We start from the raw sequence: 19325 nt of genomic DNA, 5'->3' as shown, positions 1-19325 counted from the left end.
GGCGAGGTGCATCAGCCTTCGGCGGGACCCTCCGGGCCCTCGCTGGCCGCGGCGCGACCCTCCTGGTCGGCAGCCTCCTCGAGCACCGGCTCGAGCGAGAGCTTGCCGCGGTCGTCGATCTTCGTGATCTTGACGAGCAGCTTCTGACCGACCGAGAGCACGTCCTCGACGTTCTCCACGCGCTTGCCGCCGGCGAGTTTGCGGACCTCACTGACGTGCAGCAGCCCGTCCTTGCCGGGCAGGAGCGAGATGAACGCGCCGAACGTCGCGATCTTGACGACGGTTCCGAGGAACTGCTCGCCGACCTCCGGGTTGGTGGGGTTGGCGATCGCGTTGACCTGGGCACGGGCGGCCTCGGCCGAAGGGCCGTCGGTCGCGCCGATGTAGACGGTGCCGTCCTCCTCGATGGAGATCTGCGCGCCGGTCTCGTCCTGGATCGCGTTGATCGTCTTGCCCTTCGGGCCGATCAGCTCGCCGATCTTGTCGACCGGGATCTGCACGCTGATCACGCGCGGAGCGGTCGGCGCCATCTCGTCGGGGCCGTCGATCGCGGCGTTGAGCACGCCCAGGATCGTGAGGCGCGCGTCCTTGGCCTGGGTCAGCGCGGCGGCGAGGACCGACGACGGGATGCCGTCGAGCTTCGTGTCGAGCTGGATCGCGGTGACGAACTCGCTCGTGCCGGCGACCTTGAAGTCCATGTCGCCGAGGGCGTCCTCGGCGCCGAGGATGTCGGTCAGCGCGGCGTAGCGCGTCTGGCCGTCGACCTCGTCGGACACGAGGCCCATCGCGATACCGGCGACGGGCGCGCGCAGCGGCACACCGGCGTTCAGCAGCGACAGCGTCGAGGCGCAGACCGAGCCCATCGACGTCGAGCCGTTGGAGCCGAGCGCCTCGGACACCTGGCGGATCGCGTACGGGAACTCCTCGCGGCTGGGCAGCACCGGCACGAGCGCGCGCTCGGCCAGGAAGCCGTGCCCGATCTCGCGACGCTTCGGGCTGCCGACACGGCCGGTCTCACCGGTCGAGTAGGGCGGGAAGTTGTAGTGGTGCATGTAGCGCTTGCTCGTGACAGGCGACAGCGAGTCGATCTGCTGCTCCATCTTGAGCATGTTCAGCGTGGTGACGCCCAGGATCTGGGTCTCGCCGCGCTGGAAGATCGCCGAGCCGTGGACACGCGGGATGACCTGCACCTCGGCGTCGAGCGGCCGGATGTCGGCCAGGCCACGACCGTCGATGCGGACGCCCTCGGCGAGGATGCGGCCGCGCACGATCTTCTTCGTGACGGACTTGTAGGCGGCGCTGAACTCGAGCGTTGCGACCGCGGGGAGCTCGCCGGCCTCGACGGCGGCGAGCAGCTCGGCCTTGACGGCGTCCTTGATCGCGTCGTCGGCGTTCTGGCGCTCCTGCTTGTCGGCGATCTGGTACACCGGCACAAGCTGGTCGTACGCGCGCCCGGCGACGAAGTCGTAGGTCTCCTGCGCGTAGGGCGGGAACACCGGGTAAGGCTGGATCTCCTTCGCGGCGGTGTTCGCCACGACGTTCTGCGCCGCGACGAGCTCCTTGATGAACGGCTTCGAGGCCTCGAGGCCCGCGGCGACGATCTCTTCGCTGGGCTTGGTGGCACCGGCCTTGATGAGGTTCCAGCTGTGCTCGGTGGCCTCGGCCTCGACCATCATGATCGCGACGTCGCCGTCGGGCAGCACGCGACCGGCGACGATGAGGTCGAACACGGCCTCCTCGAGCTGCGTCACAGTCGGGAACGCGATCCACTGGTCGGCGTGCTCGCCGTGACCCGGGATGAGCGCGAGGCGCACACCGGCGATCGGGCCCGAGAACGGCAGGCCCGAGATCTGGGTCGACAGCGACGCCGCGTTGATCGCGAGCGCGTCGTAGAACTCGCCCGGCGCGATCGAGAGCACCGTGACGACGATCTGCACCTCGTTGCGCAGGCCGTCGACGAACGACGGGCGCAGCGGGCGGTCGATGAGACGGCAGACGAGGATCGCCTCGGTCGAGGGGCGGCCCTCGCGACGGAAGAACGAACCGGGGATCTTGCCCGCCGCGTACGAACGCTCTTCGACGTCGACGGTCAGCGGGAAGAAGTCGAAGCCCTCGCGAGGCGACTTGCCGGCGCTGGTCGCCGACAGGAGCATCGTCTCCTCATCGAGGTACGCGGCGACGGCACCCTGTGCCTGCTGCGCGAGTCGTCCGGTCTCGAACCGGACGGTACGGGTGCCGAAGCGGCCGTTGTCGAGAACGGCTTCAGCGGCGGTGATTTCAGGACCTTCCAAGAGGTCTCTCCTTCTTTGTTTAGGCTCGCACGCGCGTTTCGCGCACGAGCTTGTGCGAAGGAGCAGGAACAGGCAGATCTCGGCGCGCGGGAGTGCCGCGGGGTTCGCCAGCGCTGGTCACCAGTAGAAGATCACCCGACGTCTGTCGGCGGGGAATCCACCACAGGGGACCAGCTTCCTGCCGGCCTGCTCCACAGTGCCCATATGAAGCACAGTGCTCACATGTGGAATTGGGCGGTTGCCAGACGACAACCTTCCCAAGCCTATCAGCAGGGTCCCCGATGACCCCCACCCTGGCGAGCGTCCGATGCCACGCCTAGGGTGGGGGCATGAGCACCGACGAGAAGCCGGCGTCTGCGGCATCCGATGAGATGAAGCGCAAGTTCAAGGAAGCACTCGACAAGAAGAACGCGAACCACCGTCAGGGCGAAGCCCACATGGACGGCGACTCGGCCATCCACGGCACGCACGGAGCGGTCACGAAACGCGAGTTCCGTCGCAAGAGCGGATAGGAGCAGGTCATGGTCTTCGACCCGACGTTCCACGAGATCTCGAACGAGGCCGACGAGCTGCCCGACCTCGATGGTCAGGATGACGCCCCTCCCCTGCAGGACGTCGAGGAAGACGAGCTTCCGCCGTACGGCGAGGAATGATCGCGAGACGGCCATGAGCGACTTCCGTGAGCGCATCCCCGACGACGAACGGGACGTGCCGGTCGACGACGGCGTGGAGTTCGAACTGCCGCCGCCGACCATCGATCCGCTCGAGGCGGTCGAAGAGGACGTGGACGAGCTCGAGCTGGAGGAGCGCGAGGCGGCGATCGAAGCCGGAGAGATCAGCCCGGACGACTGAACGGGCGGGCGCGGGTGTCCCCCGCGCCCGCCCGTTCCGGTCCGTCAGCGGGAGAGCAGTTCCTCGCGCTCGCGGGCGCGGCGCTCCTTGGCCTCCGCCTCGGTGATCGCGGCCTCCTCGAGACCCTGCACGCCGACAGCGTCCACCGCGGGCGACATCCCGTCGTGGCCGTCGCCCGACAGCGTGGTCTCGTCGAACGGCAGCTCGCCGGCCAGCACGCGGCGCGCGCGAGCGCCGTCGAACTCCTTCGTCCACGTGCCGATCAGCACCGTCGCGACCGCGTTGCCGGTGAAGTTCGTGAGCGCACGGCCCTCCGACATGAACCGGTCGATGCCGACGATGACGCCGACGCCGTTCACGAGGTCGGGCCGGTACGCCTGCAGACCGCCCGCGAGGGTCGCGAGGCCGGCCCCGGTGACGCCCGCCGCACCCTTGGACGCGATGATCATGAAGACGAGCAGGCCGATCTGCTGGCCGATCGACATCGGGGCGCCCATGCCGCTGGCGATGAAGAGCGACGCCATCGTCAGGTAGATCGCCGTGCCGTCGAGGTTGAACGAGTAGCCGGTCGGCACGGTGATGCCGACCACGGGCTTCGAGACCCCGAGGTGCTCCATCTTCGCGATGAGGCGGGGCAGCGCCGACTCGGAGGACGACGTGCCGACGATCAGCAGGTACTCGCGGGCCAGGTACTTGATGAGGCTGAAGATGTTCACGCGGGTGACGACGTACAGCAGCGTGCCGAGAACGCCGACGATGAACAGCACGCAGGTGATGTAGAACGCGATCATCAGCGTGCCGAGGGCCCAGATGGCCGCGATGCCGGTGTTGCCGACGACGGCGGCGATGGCGCCGAGCGCGCCGATCGGGGCGAGCCACAGGATCATGCCGAGGATGCGGAAGACCAGCGCCTGGAGGTGCTTCACGGCGTTCATGATCGGCGCGCCCTTGTCGCCCATCTGCTGCAGCGCGAAACCGACGAGCAGGGCGATGAACAGCACCTGCAGCACGCTCTCGCCGGTGAAGGCCGAGAAGAACGTGGTCGGGATGATGCCGAGGATGAACTCCTGGGTCGTCTTCGCCTCGGCGGTCGCCTCGTACGTGGCGTTCGCCATGTTGAGGCCTTCGCCCGGGTGCAGCAGGTTGCCGACGACGAGGCCGATGGCGAGCGCGAACGTCGACATCACCATGAAGTACAGCAGGGCGAGGCCGCCGATCTTGCCGACGGTCGCCGCCTTGGCGATGGAGCCGACCCCCACCACGATCGTGCAGAAGATGATCGGCGCGATCATCATCTTGATGAGCGCGACGAAGCCCTCGCCCAGAGGCTTGAGCGCGACGCCGACGTCGGGCCAGACGAGGCCGACGATCGCGCCCAGGACCACGGCGGCGATGACCGAGAGATAGAGCCAGGTGTGCTTGTCCCACGCCTGCTTGCCGCGTCTCCAGTTGAATCCGGGGAGCGTGAAGGACGTGGTGCGGGTCGAGAGAGCCATCATTGCCTCCTGCGGGATGAACGGCGGTGTTTCCGCGGTGCCGCTCGAGAGTGCGGCGTGACCACAGCGTGCGCGCCTTGCCGTCGCGCCGCGATTTGCGGTCGTATTGGTCGCGACTCAGGGCTCCCTCTTCCCACCCCTCACCGGCGAGGATGGAGGCGGCGGCATCGATGAGGAGAGCCATGTCAGCGACGACGACGCAGGGCAGCGCGGCGTCGCGCGTGTTCGTCGTCGTCGCCGTCTCCGCCGCCGTGATCGTCGCCGCCCTCGCCGCCGTGCTCGTGCTGGACGCCGAGCGCTCGGAGCGGAACGAGGCGGAGGAGGTGACGCGGGCCGTCGCGACGTCGCTCGCATCGCTGCCCGAGGTCGCGGACGCCCTGGACGCGCCGGCCCCGTCCGAGACCCTGCAGCCGCTCGCCGCGGACGTGATGACGCGGACGGGGCTCGACTTCGTCACGATCATGACCCCGGACGGCATCCGCGTGAGCCACCGCTACCCCGCCGAGATCGGCCGGCGCTACCTCGGCACGATCCCGGCCACGCCGAGCGTGTTCACCGAGGAGTTCACGGGCACCCTCGGCCCGTCGGTGCGGACGATCGTGCCGGTGTCCGCCGACGGAGACCTCGTCGGCTGGGTCTCGGTCGGCGTCACGATCGGCAGCATCTGGTCGAAGATCATCCCGCGGCTGCCCTTCGTCGTGTCGATCGCGCTCGCGCTCCTCGCGGCGGGCCTGGTCGGCGCGTGGCTCGCGCGACGCACCACGCGGCGCGTCGCGGGCGACCTGCCTGCCGGGACGATCCGCGACGCCGTCGCGTCGTACGAGTCGGTGCGCACGCTCGGCGAGGCGCTGCGCGCGCAGACCCACGAGCACGGCAACCGCATGCACACCGCGGTGTCGCTGCTCGAGCTCGGCCGCACCGGCGAGGCGATCGAGATCCTCACCGAGACGTCGCGTCAGTCTCAGGAGCTCGTCGATCAGGTCGCCGCGCGTCGTGGCGGTGACCCCACGGTGGGGGCGCTGCTGCTGGGCAAGGCCGCGCAGGCCCGCGAGCGCGGCATCGAGTGGTCGGCCGAGATCGACCCGGACGCGCCCCGAAGCGTGCTGACGCCCGTCGATGCGGTCTCGGTCGTCGGCAATCTGATCGACAATGCGATGGATGCCGCGGCCGCCGCCGATGCACCGCGCTGGGTGCGCGTCGTGTTCGGGAGGACCTCCTCCTCCCCCGAGGCGCTGCGGATGGAGGTGTCGGACAGCGGCCCCGGGGTGCCGGAGGCGCTGCGCGAGCGCATCTACGAACACGGGTTCTCCACCAAGCCCGGCGGGGCCGAGGGGCGCGGAGTCGGCCTCGCGCTCGTCCGCTCCATCGTGGCGAGCGCGGGCGGCGAGATCGAGCTGCGGGAGGACCCGACGGTCTTCGTGGTGACCCTGCCGGCGAGGACGACATGATCCGCGTGCTGCTCGTCGACGACGATGCGCTCACCCTCGAGCTGCATCGCGACTACCTCGCGCGCCTCGACGACTTCGAGGCCGTCGGCGAGTGCACGGGGGCGCGGGCGGCGATCGACGCCGTGCTGGAGCGCGGCGGCGAGATCGACCTCGTGCTGCTGGACGTCACGATGCCCGACGGCACCGGCCTCGACGTGCTGCGGCACGTGCGGGCGCGCGGCGCAGCCGTCGACGTCATCGCGATCACGGGAGTCCGCGACGCGGACGTCGTGCGGCAGATGGTCTCGCTCGGCGTCGCGCAGTACCTCGTGAAGCCGTTCACCTTCGCGGTCTTCCGCGAGCGCTTGGAGCAATACCGCGAGTTCCGGCGGCGTGCGGCTCAGACCGCCGGGGCGCCGACGCAGGCCGAGATCGACGCGCTCCTCGGGGCGCTCCGCCCGGCCACGCCGGTGGCGCTGCCGAAGGGACTCTCGGCCGACACGCTCGTCCGCATCAGCGACGAAGTGCGTGAACGCGGGCCGGTCTCGGCCGCCGAGGCGGCGGAGCGACTGGGCATGTCGCGCGTGGCCGCGCGCCGCTACCTCGAGCACCTCGTGGCCGAGGGCCGCGCGCAGCGCGCCGCCCGCTACGGCACGCGTGGGCGGCCGGAGTCCGAGTACGCGTGGGCGCAGCATCCGTCCGCTCTGTAGGCGAACAGACTCCGAACATCGCCCTCTCACGCGATCTGAGGGATGACGGCGCCGTCTCAGCGGTATAGCTTCGGCACCGAAGGGACCGACCGGGGTGCGGTGAATCGCAGACTCCGACGCGCACCTGCGCAACCGGTCCGCCCAGCGATGGAGGATCCATGTATCAGGACGAGGCGCTGCAGCCGACCTTCACCCGAGCCGGCGAGGCGACGACAGCGAGGTACAACGTCATCCCCGACGGGGAGATGCTGCCCGAGACCGCTTACCGCGTCATCCGCGATCAGACGATGCTCGACGGCAACGCGCGGCTGAATCTCGCGACGTTCGTCGGGACGTGGATGGACGACTACGCCAATCGGCTCGCGGTCGACTCCGCCGACAAGAACATGATCGACAAGGACGAGTATCCGGCGACGGCCGCCATCGAGGAGTGCTGCTGGCGCATCCTGGGCGACTTGTGGAATGTGCCCGACGCCGAGGACGTGATCGGCACCTCGACCATCGGGTCGTCGGAGGCGTGCATGCTCGGCGGCCTCGCGCTCAAGCGTCGCTGGCAGCATGCGCGTCGCGCCGCGGGGAAGTCCACCGAGAAGCCGAACCTCATCATGAGCTCGGCGGTGCAGGTCTGCTGGGAGAAGTTCTGCAACTACTTCGACGTGGAGATGCGGCTCGTCCCCGTGACCGCGGAGCACCCGCTCATGGACGGCTCGGGGCTCGAGGACTACGTCGACGAGAACACGATCGGCGTGGTCGCGATCGTGGGCGTCACCTACACCGGCGCGTATGAGCCGGTGAAGGCCATCGCCGCGAAGCTCGACGAGATCCAGGCGAAGACCGGGCTCGACATCCCGATGCACGTCGACGGCGCCTCGGGAGCCATGATCGCGCCCTTCCTGCAGCCCGACCTCGAGTGGGATTTCCGGGTCGAGCGCGTGCAGTCCATCAACACGTCGGGCCACAAGTACGGACTCGTGTACCCGGGCGTGGGCTGGGTGGTGTGGCGCAACGCCGCGGCGCTGCCGGACGACCTCGTCTTCAAGGTGAGCTACCTCGGCGGATCGATGCCGACCTTCGCGCTCAACTTCTCTCGACCCGGTACCCAGGTGCTGCTGCAGTACTACCGATTCCTGCGCCTGGGCCGCGCCGGCTACACCGCGATCCAGCAGGCCTCGCAGGACGTCGCCGTGTACCTGTCGTCGGCCATCGCCGAACTCGACGCCTACGAGCTCCTGAGCGACGGCACCGACATCCCCGTGTTCGCCTGGCGGCTCACCCCGGGCCACACCGACAAGTGGACGCTCTACCACCTGTCGGAGCGGCTGCGGATCAAGGGATGGCTCGTCCCCGCGTATCCCCTCTCGGGCGAACTGTCGGATCAGACCGTGATGCGCATCGTGTGCCGCAACGGGCTCAGCCGCGACCTCGCCGAGGACCTTCTGAAGGACATCAAGAGCGAGACCGAGTTCCTCGACTCGCTCGACAGCCCGATGCCCCACCCCGGCATCGCTCCCGCGTTCCACCATTGAGCACGCGACGAGCGGAGGACCCGGCCGCGCGCCGCGTCCGGCGACTCCGACGGGAGTCGTGGGGCTTCGCGGTCGGATCGGCGCTGTTCTTCCTCGGCGTGGTCCCGGCGTACGCCGAGTGGGCGGGCCCGGTGGGCGCGAACATCACGTTCTTCGCCGGCTCGATCTTCTTCACCACGGCGGGGCTCATCCAGCTCCTGCTGAGCGGGCGCACGACGCCCGACGCGCGCATGAATCGGGCGGACCGCTTCGACTGGTGGGCTGCAGCGATCCAGTTCGCCGGCACGCTCCTGTTCAACGTGTCCACCGCGGCCGCCCTGATCGCCTCGATCGTCGACCCGGACTACGTCGGCGCGGGTTGGCGGCCTGACGCGTTCGGCTCCGTGGCCTTCCTCGTCTCCAGCGTGCTGGCGGTGGTCGCGACGAAGGACCGGGGCACGCTGTGGGACCGCGACGCCCGCACGTGGCACGGCACCGGCCTCAACCTCCTGGGGTCGATCGCGTTCGGCGTCTCGGCAGTCGCGGCGTTCGTGGTGCCCTCCACCGGCGAGCTGCTGAGCCCGCTGTGGGCGAACCTCGGCACCGGCGTCGGCGCGCTCTGCTTCTTCGCGGCGGCCCTCCTCGCCCGCCGCACGATCGGCGAGGCGGAGTGAAAAGGACGGAGCGGATGCCTCAGCCGGCGTGCACGCGAGCGGGCACGTCGCCGGGTCCGCCGATGAGCACGTAGTCGGCGTGCTTGGCCACGAGTCCGTCGCCGGCCGTGCGCCCGTGCAGTCGCCGCCACACCCACGGCAGGGCGTCGCGGCGCAGCCACGTGCCCGGGAGCACCGGGTCGTCGTCGGCGTGCAGGCTCGCGTCGAGCTCGCCGAGCGCCTCGGCGTCGGGCACCCCCAGTGCCTCGGCCGCGCGATACGCGAGGTACCGGTGACCCCGCGGGCGCAGGTGCACCTTGTCGTCGGCCCAGAGATCCAGGTCGCCGACCGCCGGAAGGCCCTGCGCGTCGAGGAACGCATCGGTGTCGAGCAGCACCGCGCCGGTCGCCGCGGCGATCCGCCGGAGCTCCGACGAGAACACCGCGAACCGGCGGGCGAACAGCCGCGCGGGGCGTCGGCGCGGGAGGAACGGCGTGACGAGGAGCACATCGACGCCGGCGCCGCGCAGCGCCCGCACGGCGTGCTCCAGATCGGCGGCCACGGCGACCGGGTCGACGCGGCGCCCGACGAGGTCGTTGGCGCCGACGAGGATCGACACCAGCTGCGGTCGGAGGGCGAGCGCCCGCGGCACCTGTTCGCTCACGACATGCCGCACGCAGCGGCTGCGCACGGCGAGGTTGGCGTAGCGGAACGGCTCGCCGGAGCGGCCGGCGTGCGCGAGCAGCTGCGCGAGCCGGTCCGCCCAGCCGCGATACTGCCCCGCCGGCATGCGCGAGGCGTCGCAGAGTCCCTCGGTGATCGAGTCGCCGAGTGCGACGAACCGCGACCACGAGCGCCGGGATGCGGGCGTCGGCACCGCAGGCCGGGTCGCCGCGCGCTGGGACTGCGCATCGTCGATGGGACGCAGCATCCGTGCCTCGTCATAGTGCTCGACCAGGCGGCTGCAGACCGCGTCCCACGTGCGCTCGCGCACCGATTCGCGGGCCGCTGCCGCGAACGCGCGGCGCTTGCCCTCGTCGCCGACGAGGTCGGCCACGCGTGCGCGCAGATCGCCGAGGTCGCCGGGGCGGTAGAGCCAGCCGTCGACGCTCGAGCGCACCAGGTCGACGGGGCCGCCGACGCCGGTCGCGACGACGGGCACCCCGCTGGCCAGCGCCTCCTGGATCGTCTGGCCGAACGTCTCGCTCTCGCCGGGATGCACGAACACGTCGAAGCTCGCGAGCGCCTCGGCGAGCGCGGGCCCGGTCAGGTGCCCGGTGAAGACGGCGTCGGGAAGCGCGCGCTCGAGCGCGGGCCGCGCCGGTCCGTCGCCGACGATGACGAGCCGGGCGCCGGGGAGCGCGGCGAGCGCGGCGAGGTCCTCGACCTGCTTCTCGGGCGCGAGGCGGCCGACGTAGCCGACGATCGTGTCGCCGGGGGCGACGCGGGAGCGCCAGTCGTCGCTGCGCCGCTCGGGCCCGAAGCGCTGGACGTCGACACCGCGTCCCCACCGGCGCAGGCGATCGACGCCGAGGTCCTCGAGCTGCCGCAGCGACGCGGTCGACGGCGCCAGGGTGAGGGTCGCCCGGCGATGCAGGCGCCCGATGTGGCGGCCGACCAGCGCCGCGGCCTGCGGCATCCCGTACTTCTCCGCGTACGCGACCACATCGGTCTGGTAGACGGCGACCGCGGGCACGCGCAGCGCGTCGGCTGCCGCGAGACCCTGCCAGCCGAGCACGAACGGCGAGGCCAGATGCACGATATCCGGCCGGAAGTCACGCAGGATCGCCGTCAGCCGCGCGGCGCGGGCGAACACGACGCGCACCTCGGGATACGACGGCAGGGGCGCCGAGCGCAGCAGCTCGGTGCGGGCGCCGTGGAGGTCGGTGGTGATCTCTCCGGCGCGCGGTGCGATGACGAGCGTCTCGTGTCCTTCGGCGGCGAGATGCCGAAGGACGTGGAGCACCGACCCCGTCACCCCGTTCATGTGGGGCAGGAACGATTCGGCGAGCAGTGCGACTCTCACGCCTCCAGGGTGACGGGACGGACGGGGACGGATGCCGCGAACCGGCGTCCGTGCGGAAGAGTTCACCGGATGCACCGCGGCGGGTCACCGGACGTGCCCCGTTCCGTCGCCGTTCACCACGGGCGGCTACCAAGAAGACATGGTCGAGGATCTGCTCACCACGGTGGCGTCGAGCGCGTGGGCGCTGCCGCTGCTGTTCGTGCTCGTGGTGGGCGACGCGTTCCTGGTGGTGATCCCCGGCGAGGCGGCGGTCACCGCGCTCGGTGCGCTTGCGGTGTCGCAGGGCGAGCCAGCCCTGGGGGCGATCGTGCTCGTGGCCGCGGCGGCCGCGCTCACGGGCGACGCCGCCTGCTACGTCGTGGGCCGCACGATCGGACTCGAGCGGTGGCGCTGGATGCGCGCCCCGCGCGCGCAGAGTGCATTCGCCTGGGCGCGCCTGCGACTGGAGCGCCGCGCTGCTGTGGTGCTGTTCACCGCACGGTTCATCCCCTTCGCCCGGCTCGCGGTGAACCTCACGGCGGGCGCGACACGGCTGCCGGCGCCCCGCTATCTCGCGGTGGCCGGCCTCGCGGCGCTCGCGTGGGCGATCTATCAGGCCCTCGTCGGGGCGGTCGTGGCGACGCTCGTTCCCGGCGGCCCGGTCGTCGCGGTGGTCGTGTCGGTGGCGTTCGCCGTGGGGCTAGGCCTGGCGATCGACGCGGTGCTCGCGCGCCGGCTGCGCGCACGGAGGGCCACCCAGGGTGAGTGAGCCGGAGCATCGCGCGATGTCGCCCGGTGCGGCCATGATGGGCGCGTGGCAGACGTGATCTCAGACGCATACGACGACGCCTTCCTCGGCGTTGCACTCCCCCTCCCCCGTCCTGCAGACGGGCGCGCGGTGCGCGAACTCACCTACCCCCGGTTCACCGTGCTGCTCGACCCTGAGCGCCGGCTCGCGGCCGTCACCGGCGTGAACATCGACGGTGCGGCGCTGCAGGACCTGCCGCGGACCGGTGACTGGGATCTCGATCCGCGGATCCCCGCGGCCGAGCAGGCGGGCCCAGCCGTCTACGCCTCCAACGACCTGGATCGCGGGCACCTGGTGCGCCGCCGCGATCCCGGCTGGGGCTCCGAGGCCGAGGCCCGGCGGGCGACGGAGGCGACGTTCACCTATCCGAACGCCGCGCCGCAGGCGAGCGGGTTCAATCAGTCGAAGGAGCTGTGGCTCGGGCTCGAAGACCACGTGCTCGAGTTCGCCGAGACCACCGACGAGCGCATCAGCGTCTTCACCGCACCGGTCCTGAAGGACGACGACCCGCCGTACCGCGGCATCCGTGTCCCGCGCCGGTTCTTCAAGGTCGCCGCGTGGACGACACGGGAGGACGGGGCGTCGCGCCTCGCGGCCGCGGGCTTCGTGCTCGACCAGTCGGAGCTCATCGACCTTCGTGAGGGCGTGCTCGACGTGCCGACGCTCGGCGCCTTCCGCACGTTCCAGGTGCGGATCGCCGACATCGAGGAGTTGTCGGGCATCGACCTCGGCACCCTCGTCGACGCCGATGTGCTGGCGACAACGACAGTTCGCGGAGAGAGCGCGTGGCGCCCTCTCCGCGAACCGGAGGATGTCGTTCTCGGCTGAGGCTACTCCCCCGCGAGACCGCCGAGCAGGTGGCCGAACGAGCGGCCCTCACCGAGGTAGTTGGCGGGGTCGAACGGGTCGGCGTCGGACGCGGGCTCGCGGCGCGCGATCGCGTCGGCGAGCTCGCGCGCCCCGCGGTCGATGCGCTCGCCCAGCGGGGCGACGTTGTCGGCCGACGCACCCCAGTCGCTCGACGCGGCGAACACTCCGGTCGAGACCGGCTCGGCGTGCAGGTAGGTGAACAGCGGCCTGATGGCGTAGTCGATCGCCAGCGAGTGGCGAGCGGTGCCCGCGTTCGCGCCGATCAGCACCGGCTTCCCGGTCAGGGCGTCGGGGTCGAGCACGTCGATGAACGACTTGAAGAGTCCCGAGTAGCTCGTCGAGAAGATCGGCGTGACCGCGATGACCGCATCGGCCGAGACGACCGCGTTGATCACCGACTCGAGCGCGGGAGGCGCGAACCCCGTGAGGAGGTTGTTCGTGATGTCGTGCGCGTAGTCGCGCAGCTCGAACACGTCGACCTCGATCTCGATGCCGCGGTCCGAGAGCTGCTTCGCCGTCGCGGCGGCCAGCCGGTCCGCGAGCATGCGGGTCGACGACGGGTTCGACAGTCCCGCTGAGATCACCGCGATGCGGCGTGCGGAGTTGGTCATGTCACGCCTCCTTCCGGCCGAGGCCGAACGCGGCACCTGCGGGCGCCGGGCTGTCCTGGTAGGGGCTCGCGCCCACGAGGTTGTCGCCGCGGTTCGCGCCGGGGACGGCCTGGCGCGGCGCCTCGTCACCGTACTTCGCGGCTACGAGGTTCGCGTGGGTCGGGGCATCCGGAACCTCCGCCGGACGGTTCTTCTGCAGCTCCTTGCGCAGCACCGGAACCACCTCGCCGCCCAGGATGTCGAGCTGCTCGAGCACGGTCTTGAGGGGCAGGCCGGCGTGGTCCATGAGGAACAGCTGGCGCTGGTAGTCGCCGTACGTCTCGCGCATGGCGGCGTACCGGTCGATCACCTGCTGGGGAGAGCCGACCGTGAGCGGCGTCATCTCGCTGAAGTCCTCGAGAGACGGGCCGTGCCCGTAGACCGGGGCGTTGTCGAAGTACGGGCGGAACTGCTTCACCGCATCCTGCGAATTCGCAGCCATGAACACCTGCCCACCGAGGCCGACGATCGCCTGTTCGGGCGTGCCGTGGCCGTAGTGCGCGTAGCGCTGGCGGTACAGCGCGATGAGGCGCTGGTAGTGCTCCTTCGGCCAGAAGATGTTGTTCGCGAAGAAGCCGTCGCCGTAGTACGCGGCCTGCTCGGCGATCTCGGGCGTGCGGATCGAGCCGTGCCACACGAACGGCGCGACGCCGTCGAGCGGGCGCGGGGTCGACGTGAATCCCTGCAGCGGCGTGCGGAACTGCCCTTCCCAGTCCACGACGTCCTCGCGCCACAGCCGGTGCAGCAGGTTGTAGTTCTCGATCGCGAGGGGCAGACCCTGGCGGATGTCCTTGCCGAACCACGGGTAGACCGGGCCGGTGTTGCCGCGGCCGATCATGAGGTCGGCACGGCCGTCCGAGACGTGCTGCAGCATCGCGTAGTCCTCGGCGATCTTCACCGGGTCGTTCGTGGTGATGAGCGTCGTGGCGGTCGACAGGATGAGGCGCTCGGTCTGCGCCGCGATGTACGCGAGGGTCGTGGTCGGCGACGACGACCAGAACGGCGGGTTGTGGTGCTCACCGAGTGCGAAGACGTCGAGACCCACCTCCTCGGCGTGCTTCGCGATCCTCAGGGTCGCCTTGATCCGCTCCGCCTCACTGGGCGTGGTGCCGTCGGTCGGGTCCTGGGTGATGTCGGACACCGTGAAGATTCCGAACTGCATACCCGACCACGTGGTGCTCTCGCTCACGATCGCTTCTCCGCTCTTTCGCCGTGCGGGTTCTCCGTCGTGCGAATCCATGCAAATGAATGTATCTCGTGCAACGTGTGCGCACCAAGAATATTCCGGACAGTGCCGGAACGGATGCTGCGGAGGAGAGCTGCGGTCAGTCGAGGCGCAGCCGGTCGACCGCCGCCTGGATCGCGACGGCGGCGGCGCCACGGGCCCACGCCGTGAATCCGGAGTCATCCACATAGAGCTGCACGGGCTGCGCCCGCGGGTCCCGCCCGGCGGCGATAGCCGCGCGCACCCGATCCTCGACGAGCGGGAACAGCCCGATGCCCTCACCGGCGAGGACCGCGGCGCCTTGGAAGGTGAGGTTCGCCGCGAGCGCGATGAACCTGCCGAGCGCGTCGGCCGCAGCGTCGACCACCATCACGGCTGCGGGCTCACCCGCCGCGGCGAGCGCGAGCACCTCGTCGTAGCCCACCGGGCGCTGCAGTGCCGCCGACACCTGCGCGGCGATCGATCCCGACGTCAGCATCGCCTGCGAACAGCCGCGGTGACCGGCCTGGCACAGCGGACCGGTGTCGCTCAGCGGAATGTGGCCACCCAGACCCAGCCCCGCCTCCGCGGTGCGCACCACCTCGCCCCCCACGACCAGCCCGTAGCCGACACCCGCGCCGATCGTCAGGACGACGAAGCCCGAGATGCCGCGGCCGAGTCCGAACCAGCGCTCCGCCTCGGCCAGCGCGACGAGGTCGTTCTCGAGCGCGACCGGAACGCCGAGATCGTTCTCGAGCAGCGATGCGAAGGCGACGTCCTCCCACTCCAGGAACGGTGCGTAGCGCACGGTGCCGCCGTCGACGGCGCCATCGAGCGCGACGCCGACTCCGACGAGGGGGTCGATGCGGAGGGCACGGATCGCTTCGGCGATGCGGCCGGCGACCAGCACAGGGTCATGTGTATCGAGCGGCAGCGTGCGCTGGCCGAGCAGCCCCGCCCGCACGTCGGTGACGACGACCTCCATCGCATCACCGGTGACCTTGACGCCGGCGAAGCACCCGAGGTTCGGCGCGACGTCGAGCGGGCGCACCGGCCGGCCCACGGACCCGTCCGCGAGATCGTCGAGCTCGACGAGGTATCCGCGATCGAGGAAGGGCTTCGCGAGTCGAGTGAGGCTCGCCGGGGAAAGCCCCAGCCGGCTCGTGAGCGCACTGCGGGCGATCGGACCGTGGATGAGCACGGCTCGGGCGAGTGCTCGTTCGCTGTCCGTCAGCATCGTCGGCGACCCCCATCCGGGCACGAAATGCTTTCATTCTGGCACGAATCAATCAATCTACACGGGGATTTCGTGAGAATCACCCCCCTTGCCGTCTCTATTATTTCCATGGTAGAACTAACTCCATGCACAGCACCGACAGGCTGCTCGCCGCCGAGCACACCGTCCCTGCCCCGGATCCCCGCGTCCTGCACCTCAGCCGCGGAGGAACCAGTGTCCTCGTGGATCTGGATGCGGCTCCTGCCCCGGCGATCGTTCACTGGGGCGCGGCGCTCGAGGACGCGGCGCCCGACACACTCCGCTCGCTCGCCGTCGCCGCTCGCGGACAGCGCGTGTCGGGGGGTCTGGACGCGACTCCGGCGTTGACCCTTGTTCCCACGGGCGCCGAGGGATGGTTCGGCACCCCCGGCCTCGAGGGTCATCGCGAGGGCTCAGGGCTGAGCATCCGCCTCGCACTCGCGGATGTGCAGGCCGGCGAGCATCGCGCGAGCATCGCCCTCGCCGACGCCGAAGCGGGCCTCGCGGTGCGCGTGGAACTGAAGATCGGTCCGAGCGGCCTGTTCCACCAGCGCGTCATCGTGCGCAACACCGGCGCGACGTCCTACACGCTGCAGTCGGCCCAGCCCACGTTCCCGCTCCCGTGGGATGCCACCGAGATCTTCGACACGACGGGCCATCACCTGCGCGAGCGTTCGCCACAGCGGCGCACCCTGGGCATCGGCTCCCACGTCCGCGAGAGCCGTCGGGGACGCACCGGCGCGGACTCCGCGATCCTGCTCGCCGCCGGTCGGCCCGGGTTCGGCTTCGAGCGCGGTCGTGTACACGGCATCCACGTGGCGTGGAGCGGCAACCACCGCGTCACCGCCGAACGCACCACCACAGGCGACGCGTTCCTCGCGGGCGGCGAACTGCTGCTGCCCGGCGAGGTCGTGCTGGCGGCGGGCGCCGCCTACAGCTCCCCCTGGGCGGTCGGTTCGTGGGGCGACGGCCTGACCGAGCTCTCGGGGCGCTTCCACGACGAGTGGCGTGCTCGCCCGCAGCATCCGCGGCGGCCTCGTCCCGTGACGCTCAACACCTGGGAGGCGGTCTATTTCGACCACTCGCTCGAGCGGCTCACTGCTCTCGCCGAGGCCGCGGCATCCGTCGGCATCGAGCGCTTCGTCCTCGACGACGGCTGGTTCACGGGCCGTCGCGACGACACCGCCGGACTCGGCGACTGGACGGTCGACGCGGACGTCTGGCCGGAGGGACTTCACCCGCTCGTCGATCACGTGCGCGGTCTCGGGATGGAGTTCGGCCTCTGGGTCGAGCCGGAGATGGTCAACCCCGAAAGCGACCTCGCGCGCCGGCATCCGGACTGGATCCTGCGGGGACGGATGTCGCTGCCGCCGTCCGCGCGCCAGCAGCAGGTCGTCGACCTCGCGCACCAGGGTGCATACGCCCACGTCGCGCAGCACCTGCACGCGCTCCTCGACGAGTACCCCATCGCCTATCTGAAATGGGACCACAACCGCGATCTCGTCGACGCGGCAAGCGGACCTGCCGGCTCCGCCCGGGTGCACGAGCACACACTCGCGGTCTACCGTCTGCTCGACGAGCTGAAGGCCGAGCACCCCGGACTCGAGATCGAGAGCTGCGCCTCCGGCGGCGCGCGTGTCGACCTCGGGATCCTGGATCGCACCGACCGCGTCTGGACCAGCGACAGCCTCGACCCGCTCGAGCGACTCGACAACCAGAAGCACACCGGCATCGTGATCCCGCCCGAGATGCTGGGCATGCACCTCACGGCTCCGGTCGTCCACTCGTCGGGCCGGACCGTCTCCGTCGGCCTCAGCGGCGCTGTCGCACTGCTCGGCCACTTCGGCATCGAGTGGGATCTGACGACCCTCGACGAGGCCGGCCGTGCCGAGGTGGCGGAGTGGGTCGCGCTCGCCAAACGTCTTCGCCCGCTCATCGCATCTGGCCGCGTCGTTCACGTCGACGGCGTCGAGCCGGGGATCGATGTGCGGGGCGTGGTCGCTGCGGATGCGGCATCCGCCGTCTTCACCATTGTCCAGACCGCGACCAGCGCCGCATACCCGCCCGGCCGCGTACGGCTGCCAGGACTCGACCCCGCCCGGATCTACCGGCTTCGCGTGGTGACGCGCGACGGCGACGACGCCGGGCAGTCGCCGCTCGAGTGGGCCCAGTCCGACACCGCGCTGACCGGACTGCAGCTGGCCGAAGTGGGCGTGCGCCCCCCCGTGCAGCGTCCGCAGCAGGCCATGGTCGTCGAACTCACCGCCCAGACCTGAACACTCCCCACCCCACACGCGCAAGGAGGCGCACAATGAGAACCCTTCACCGACGATGGATCCGGCCGCTCGCGGTCGTCGCCGTCGCCGCGACAGCCGCCGCTCTCGGCGGCTGCGCCCAGAGTCCCTCGGACGGCGTGACGACGCTGAACTTCTTCCAGTTCAAGGGCGAAGCGCTCGAGGACTTCAACGAGATCATCGCCGGCTTCGAGGCAGAGAACCCCGACATCGACGTGGTGCAGAACCAGGTCGCTGACGCCGACACGGTGATCCGGACGCTCCTCGTCAAGGATCGGGTGCCCGACGTGATCACCCTCAACGCCAACGGCAACTTCGGCCGGCTCGCGCAGGCGGGAGTGTTCCACGACTTCACCGGCGACCCGATCCTCGAGACCATCAACCCCGCGGTCCAGGAGATCCTGGCGGATCTCGGGACCTATGGCGACGAGGTCAACGGGCTGGGATATGTCAACAACGCCAACGGCATCATCTACAACCAGGACATCTTCGAAGAGCAAGGGCTCGAGGTGCCCGAGACGTGGGACGAGCTCATCGCCGTGTGCGACGCGCTGGTCGATGCCGGGATTCAGCCCTTCTACGGGACGCTGGCCGATTCGTGGACGGGCATCCCCTCGTGGAATGCGTTGGGCGCATATCCGTCGCAGGGCGATTTCTGGGACCGGATGCGCGCAGAGGGCGAGGACGTCGGGCCCGACTCCGAGGTGTCGTTCCAGAAGGACTTCCCCGAGGCCATGCAGCGGCAGTATCAGCTGTACTCGTACATGCAGGACGGCTACCGCGGGAAGACGTACGACGATGGGAACGCCGCGTTCGCGAACGGCGAGTCGGCGATGCTCCTGCAGGGAATCTGGGCGACCAATCCGATCAAGCAGGTGAACCCCGACATCCGCATGGGGATCTTCCCGTATCCGACGGATGAGGCCGGCGAGAGCCTGCTCGTCTCAGGTGTGGATGTCGTGTTCACGATGGGCAAGAACGGCGCCAAGGAAGAAGCCGCCCAGCGGTTCATCGACTACGTCTTCCAGCCTGACGTGATCGAGGCGTTCGCCGCCTCGCAGAACATGGTGCCTTCGGTCGAGGGGGCGGAGCTCAGCGACGATCCGGCTCTCCAGTCTGTGCGGCCGTATTTCGAGGAGCAGCGGATCACCGGCTTCATCGACCACCAGATCCCGCCCGCGATCCCGCTCATCCCGACGGACCAGCAGTTCCTGTTCGACGGTGATGCCGAGACCGCGTTGAAGACCCTCGACAGCGAGTGGGCCAAGGTGGCCGCCCGCACGATCCCCGTGACGGAGGAGTGAC

The 19325-nt window shown here is 70.2% G+C and carries 17 protein-coding genes; 11 read left to right on the top strand and 6 right to left on the bottom strand.

The annotated features are described in order from the left end of the window. Window positions 1–11: 11 nt before the first annotated feature. Window positions 12–2291 carry a polyribonucleotide nucleotidyltransferase gene (locus tag ACVN90_RS06575; RefSeq protein WP_475101344.1) on the bottom strand — a complete coding sequence of 760 codons (2280 nt, stop codon included), beginning with the start codon at window positions 2289–2291 and terminating at the stop codon, window positions 12–14. A 329-nt stretch (window positions 2292–2620) separates the two neighbouring features. Here ACVN90_RS06575 and ACVN90_RS06570 point away from each other — a divergent pair, with 329 nt between their 5' ends. The 3 genes from ACVN90_RS06570 to ACVN90_RS06560 are packed head-to-tail and all read left to right on the top strand — an operon-like array spanning window position 2621 to window position 3143. After that, window positions 2621–2803 carry a DUF5302 domain-containing protein gene (locus ACVN90_RS06570; RefSeq protein ID WP_116193844.1) on the top strand — a complete coding sequence of 61 codons (183 nt, stop codon included), beginning with the start codon at window positions 2621–2623 and terminating at the stop codon, window positions 2801–2803. Between the two features lie 9 nt (window positions 2804–2812). Further along, the gene (locus ACVN90_RS06565; protein WP_475101343.1) at window positions 2813–2944 is read left to right on the top strand and encodes a hypothetical protein; all 132 of its coding nucleotides are present in this window, start codon (window positions 2813–2815) and stop codon (window positions 2942–2944) included. A gap of 13 nt (window positions 2945–2957) precedes the next feature. Beyond that, window positions 2958–3143 (top strand): hypothetical protein, encoded by a 186-nt coding sequence (locus ACVN90_RS06560; RefSeq protein ID WP_475101342.1) that lies wholly within the window; start codon window positions 2958–2960, stop codon window positions 3141–3143. Window positions 3144–3187: 44 nt separating this feature from the next. On the opposite strand, the gene ACVN90_RS06555 is transcribed toward ACVN90_RS06560, so the two are convergent. Next, window positions 3188–4639 carry a cation:dicarboxylate symporter family transporter gene (locus ACVN90_RS06555; protein ID WP_475101341.1) on the bottom strand — a complete coding sequence of 484 codons (1452 nt, stop codon included), beginning with the start codon at window positions 4637–4639 and terminating at the stop codon, window positions 3188–3190. A gap of 182 nt (window positions 4640–4821) precedes the next feature. Between ACVN90_RS06555 and ACVN90_RS06550 the strand changes: the two genes are divergently transcribed. From ACVN90_RS06550 to ACVN90_RS06535, 4 genes are all read left to right on the top strand, one after another. Further along, on the top strand, window positions 4822–6087 hold the full coding sequence (locus ACVN90_RS06550) for a sensor histidine kinase (RefSeq protein WP_475101339.1): 1266 nt from the start codon (window positions 4822–4824) through the stop codon (window positions 6085–6087). Next, window positions 6084–6776 carry a response regulator gene (locus ACVN90_RS06545; RefSeq protein ID WP_475101338.1) on the top strand — a complete coding sequence of 231 codons (693 nt, stop codon included), beginning with the start codon at window positions 6084–6086 and terminating at the stop codon, window positions 6774–6776. Before ACVN90_RS06550 ends, ACVN90_RS06545 begins: the two co-directional genes overlap by 4 nt. Before the next feature lie 158 nt (window positions 6777–6934). Further along, entirely contained in the window at window positions 6935–8302 is a 1368-nt protein-coding gene (gene gad, locus ACVN90_RS06540; RefSeq protein WP_475101337.1) for a glutamate decarboxylase, read from the top strand. Further along, window positions 8299–8955 (top strand): hypothetical protein, encoded by a 657-nt coding sequence (locus ACVN90_RS06535; RefSeq protein WP_475101336.1) that lies wholly within the window; start codon window positions 8299–8301, stop codon window positions 8953–8955. Before gad ends, ACVN90_RS06535 begins: the two co-directional genes overlap by 4 nt. A 19-nt stretch (window positions 8956–8974) precedes the next feature. Here the strand turns inward: ACVN90_RS06535 and ACVN90_RS06530 are convergent, their stop codons facing one another. Further along, on the bottom strand, window positions 8975–10960 hold the full coding sequence (locus ACVN90_RS06530; RefSeq protein ID WP_475101335.1) for a glycosyltransferase: 1986 nt from the start codon (window positions 10958–10960) through the stop codon (window positions 8975–8977). A 139-nt stretch (window positions 10961–11099) separates the two neighbouring features. Between ACVN90_RS06530 and ACVN90_RS06525 the strand changes: the two genes are divergently transcribed. Beyond that, window positions 11100–11708 carry a DedA family protein gene (locus tag ACVN90_RS06525; RefSeq protein ID WP_475101334.1) on the top strand — a complete coding sequence of 203 codons (609 nt, stop codon included), beginning with the start codon at window positions 11100–11102 and terminating at the stop codon, window positions 11706–11708. Between the two features lie 45 nt (window positions 11709–11753). Continuing rightward, window positions 11754–12575, top strand: coding sequence for a DNA/RNA non-specific endonuclease (locus ACVN90_RS06520; protein ID WP_475101333.1), 822 nt, complete (start codon window positions 11754–11756; stop codon window positions 12573–12575). 2 nt (window positions 12576–12577) lie between these two features. Here the strand turns inward: ACVN90_RS06520 and ACVN90_RS06515 are convergent, their stop codons facing one another. The 3 genes from ACVN90_RS06515 to ACVN90_RS06505 all read right to left on the bottom strand — a co-directional run bounded on the left by ACVN90_RS06515 (window position 12578) and on the right by ACVN90_RS06505 (window position 15708). Beyond that, complete coding sequence (locus ACVN90_RS06515) at window positions 12578–13228, bottom strand: FMN reductase (RefSeq protein WP_475101332.1); 651 nt, start codon at window positions 13226–13228, stop codon at window positions 12578–12580. A gap of 1 nt (window position 13229) precedes the next feature. Continuing rightward, window positions 13230–14429, bottom strand: a complete 1200-nt coding sequence (locus ACVN90_RS06510; RefSeq protein ID WP_374978184.1) for an LLM class flavin-dependent oxidoreductase — start codon at window positions 14427–14429, stop codon at window positions 13230–13232. Window positions 14430–14592: 163 nt separating this feature from the next. Further along, window positions 14593–15708: an ROK family protein gene (locus tag ACVN90_RS06505; protein ID WP_475101331.1), complete on the bottom strand. Its 1116-nt coding sequence runs from the start codon at window positions 15706–15708 to the stop codon at window positions 14593–14595. A gap of 125 nt (window positions 15709–15833) precedes the next feature. Here ACVN90_RS06505 and ACVN90_RS06500 point away from each other — a divergent pair, with 125 nt between their 5' ends. Both ACVN90_RS06500 and ACVN90_RS06495 read left to right on the top strand, forming a co-directional pair. Continuing rightward, the gene (locus ACVN90_RS06500; protein WP_475101330.1) at window positions 15834–18002 is read left to right on the top strand and encodes an alpha-galactosidase; all 2169 of its coding nucleotides are present in this window, start codon (window positions 15834–15836) and stop codon (window positions 18000–18002) included. Between the two features lie 35 nt (window positions 18003–18037). Then, window positions 18038–19324, top strand: coding sequence for an ABC transporter substrate-binding protein (locus ACVN90_RS06495; RefSeq protein ID WP_475101329.1), 1287 nt, complete (start codon window positions 18038–18040; stop codon window positions 19322–19324). Window position 19325: the final 1 nt, after the last annotated feature.

Source organism: Microbacterium sp. F01, assembly GCF_056156365.1.
The sequence above is the reverse complement of the archived record's forward strand: the minus strand, read 5'-3'. Positions and strand labels throughout refer to the sequence as shown.

What these genes read in the sequence shown, in the direction of transcription:
- ACVN90_RS06565 (WP_475101343.1), top strand. Translation starts at nt 2,813, where the DNA reads ATGGTCTTCGACCCGACGTTCCACGAGATCTCGAACGAGGCCGACGAG.
- ACVN90_RS06545 (WP_475101338.1), top strand. Translation starts at nt 6,084, where the DNA reads ATGATCCGCGTGCTGCTCGTCGACGACGATGCGCTCACCCTCGAGCTG.
- ACVN90_RS06495 (WP_475101329.1), top strand. Translation starts at nt 18,038, where the DNA reads ATGAGAACCCTTCACCGACGATGGATCCGGCCGCTCGCGGTCGTCGCC.
- ACVN90_RS06515 (WP_475101332.1), bottom strand. Translation starts at nt 13,228, where the DNA reads ATGACCAACTCCGCACGCCGCATCGCGGTGATCTCAGCGGGACTGTCG.
- ACVN90_RS06500 (WP_475101330.1), top strand. Translation starts at nt 15,834, where the DNA reads ATGCACAGCACCGACAGGCTGCTCGCCGCCGAGCACACCGTCCCTGCC.
- ACVN90_RS06505 (WP_475101331.1), bottom strand. Translation starts at nt 15,708, where the DNA reads ATGCTGACGGACAGCGAACGAGCACTCGCCCGAGCCGTGCTCATCCAC.
- ACVN90_RS06560 (WP_475101342.1), top strand. Translation starts at nt 2,958, where the DNA reads ATGAGCGACTTCCGTGAGCGCATCCCCGACGACGAACGGGACGTGCCG.
- gad (WP_475101337.1), top strand. Translation starts at nt 6,935, where the DNA reads ATGTATCAGGACGAGGCGCTGCAGCCGACCTTCACCCGAGCCGGCGAG.
- ACVN90_RS06550 (WP_475101339.1), top strand. Translation starts at nt 4,822, where the DNA reads ATGTCAGCGACGACGACGCAGGGCAGCGCGGCGTCGCGCGTGTTCGTC.
- ACVN90_RS06570 (WP_116193844.1), top strand. Translation starts at nt 2,621, where the DNA reads ATGAGCACCGACGAGAAGCCGGCGTCTGCGGCATCCGATGAGATGAAG.
- ACVN90_RS06525 (WP_475101334.1), top strand. Translation starts at nt 11,100, where the DNA reads ATGGTCGAGGATCTGCTCACCACGGTGGCGTCGAGCGCGTGGGCGCTG.
- ACVN90_RS06555 (WP_475101341.1), bottom strand. Translation starts at nt 4,639, where the DNA reads ATGGCTCTCTCGACCCGCACCACGTCCTTCACGCTCCCCGGATTCAAC.
- ACVN90_RS06510 (WP_374978184.1), bottom strand. Translation starts at nt 14,429, where the DNA reads ATGCAGTTCGGAATCTTCACGGTGTCCGACATCACCCAGGACCCGACC.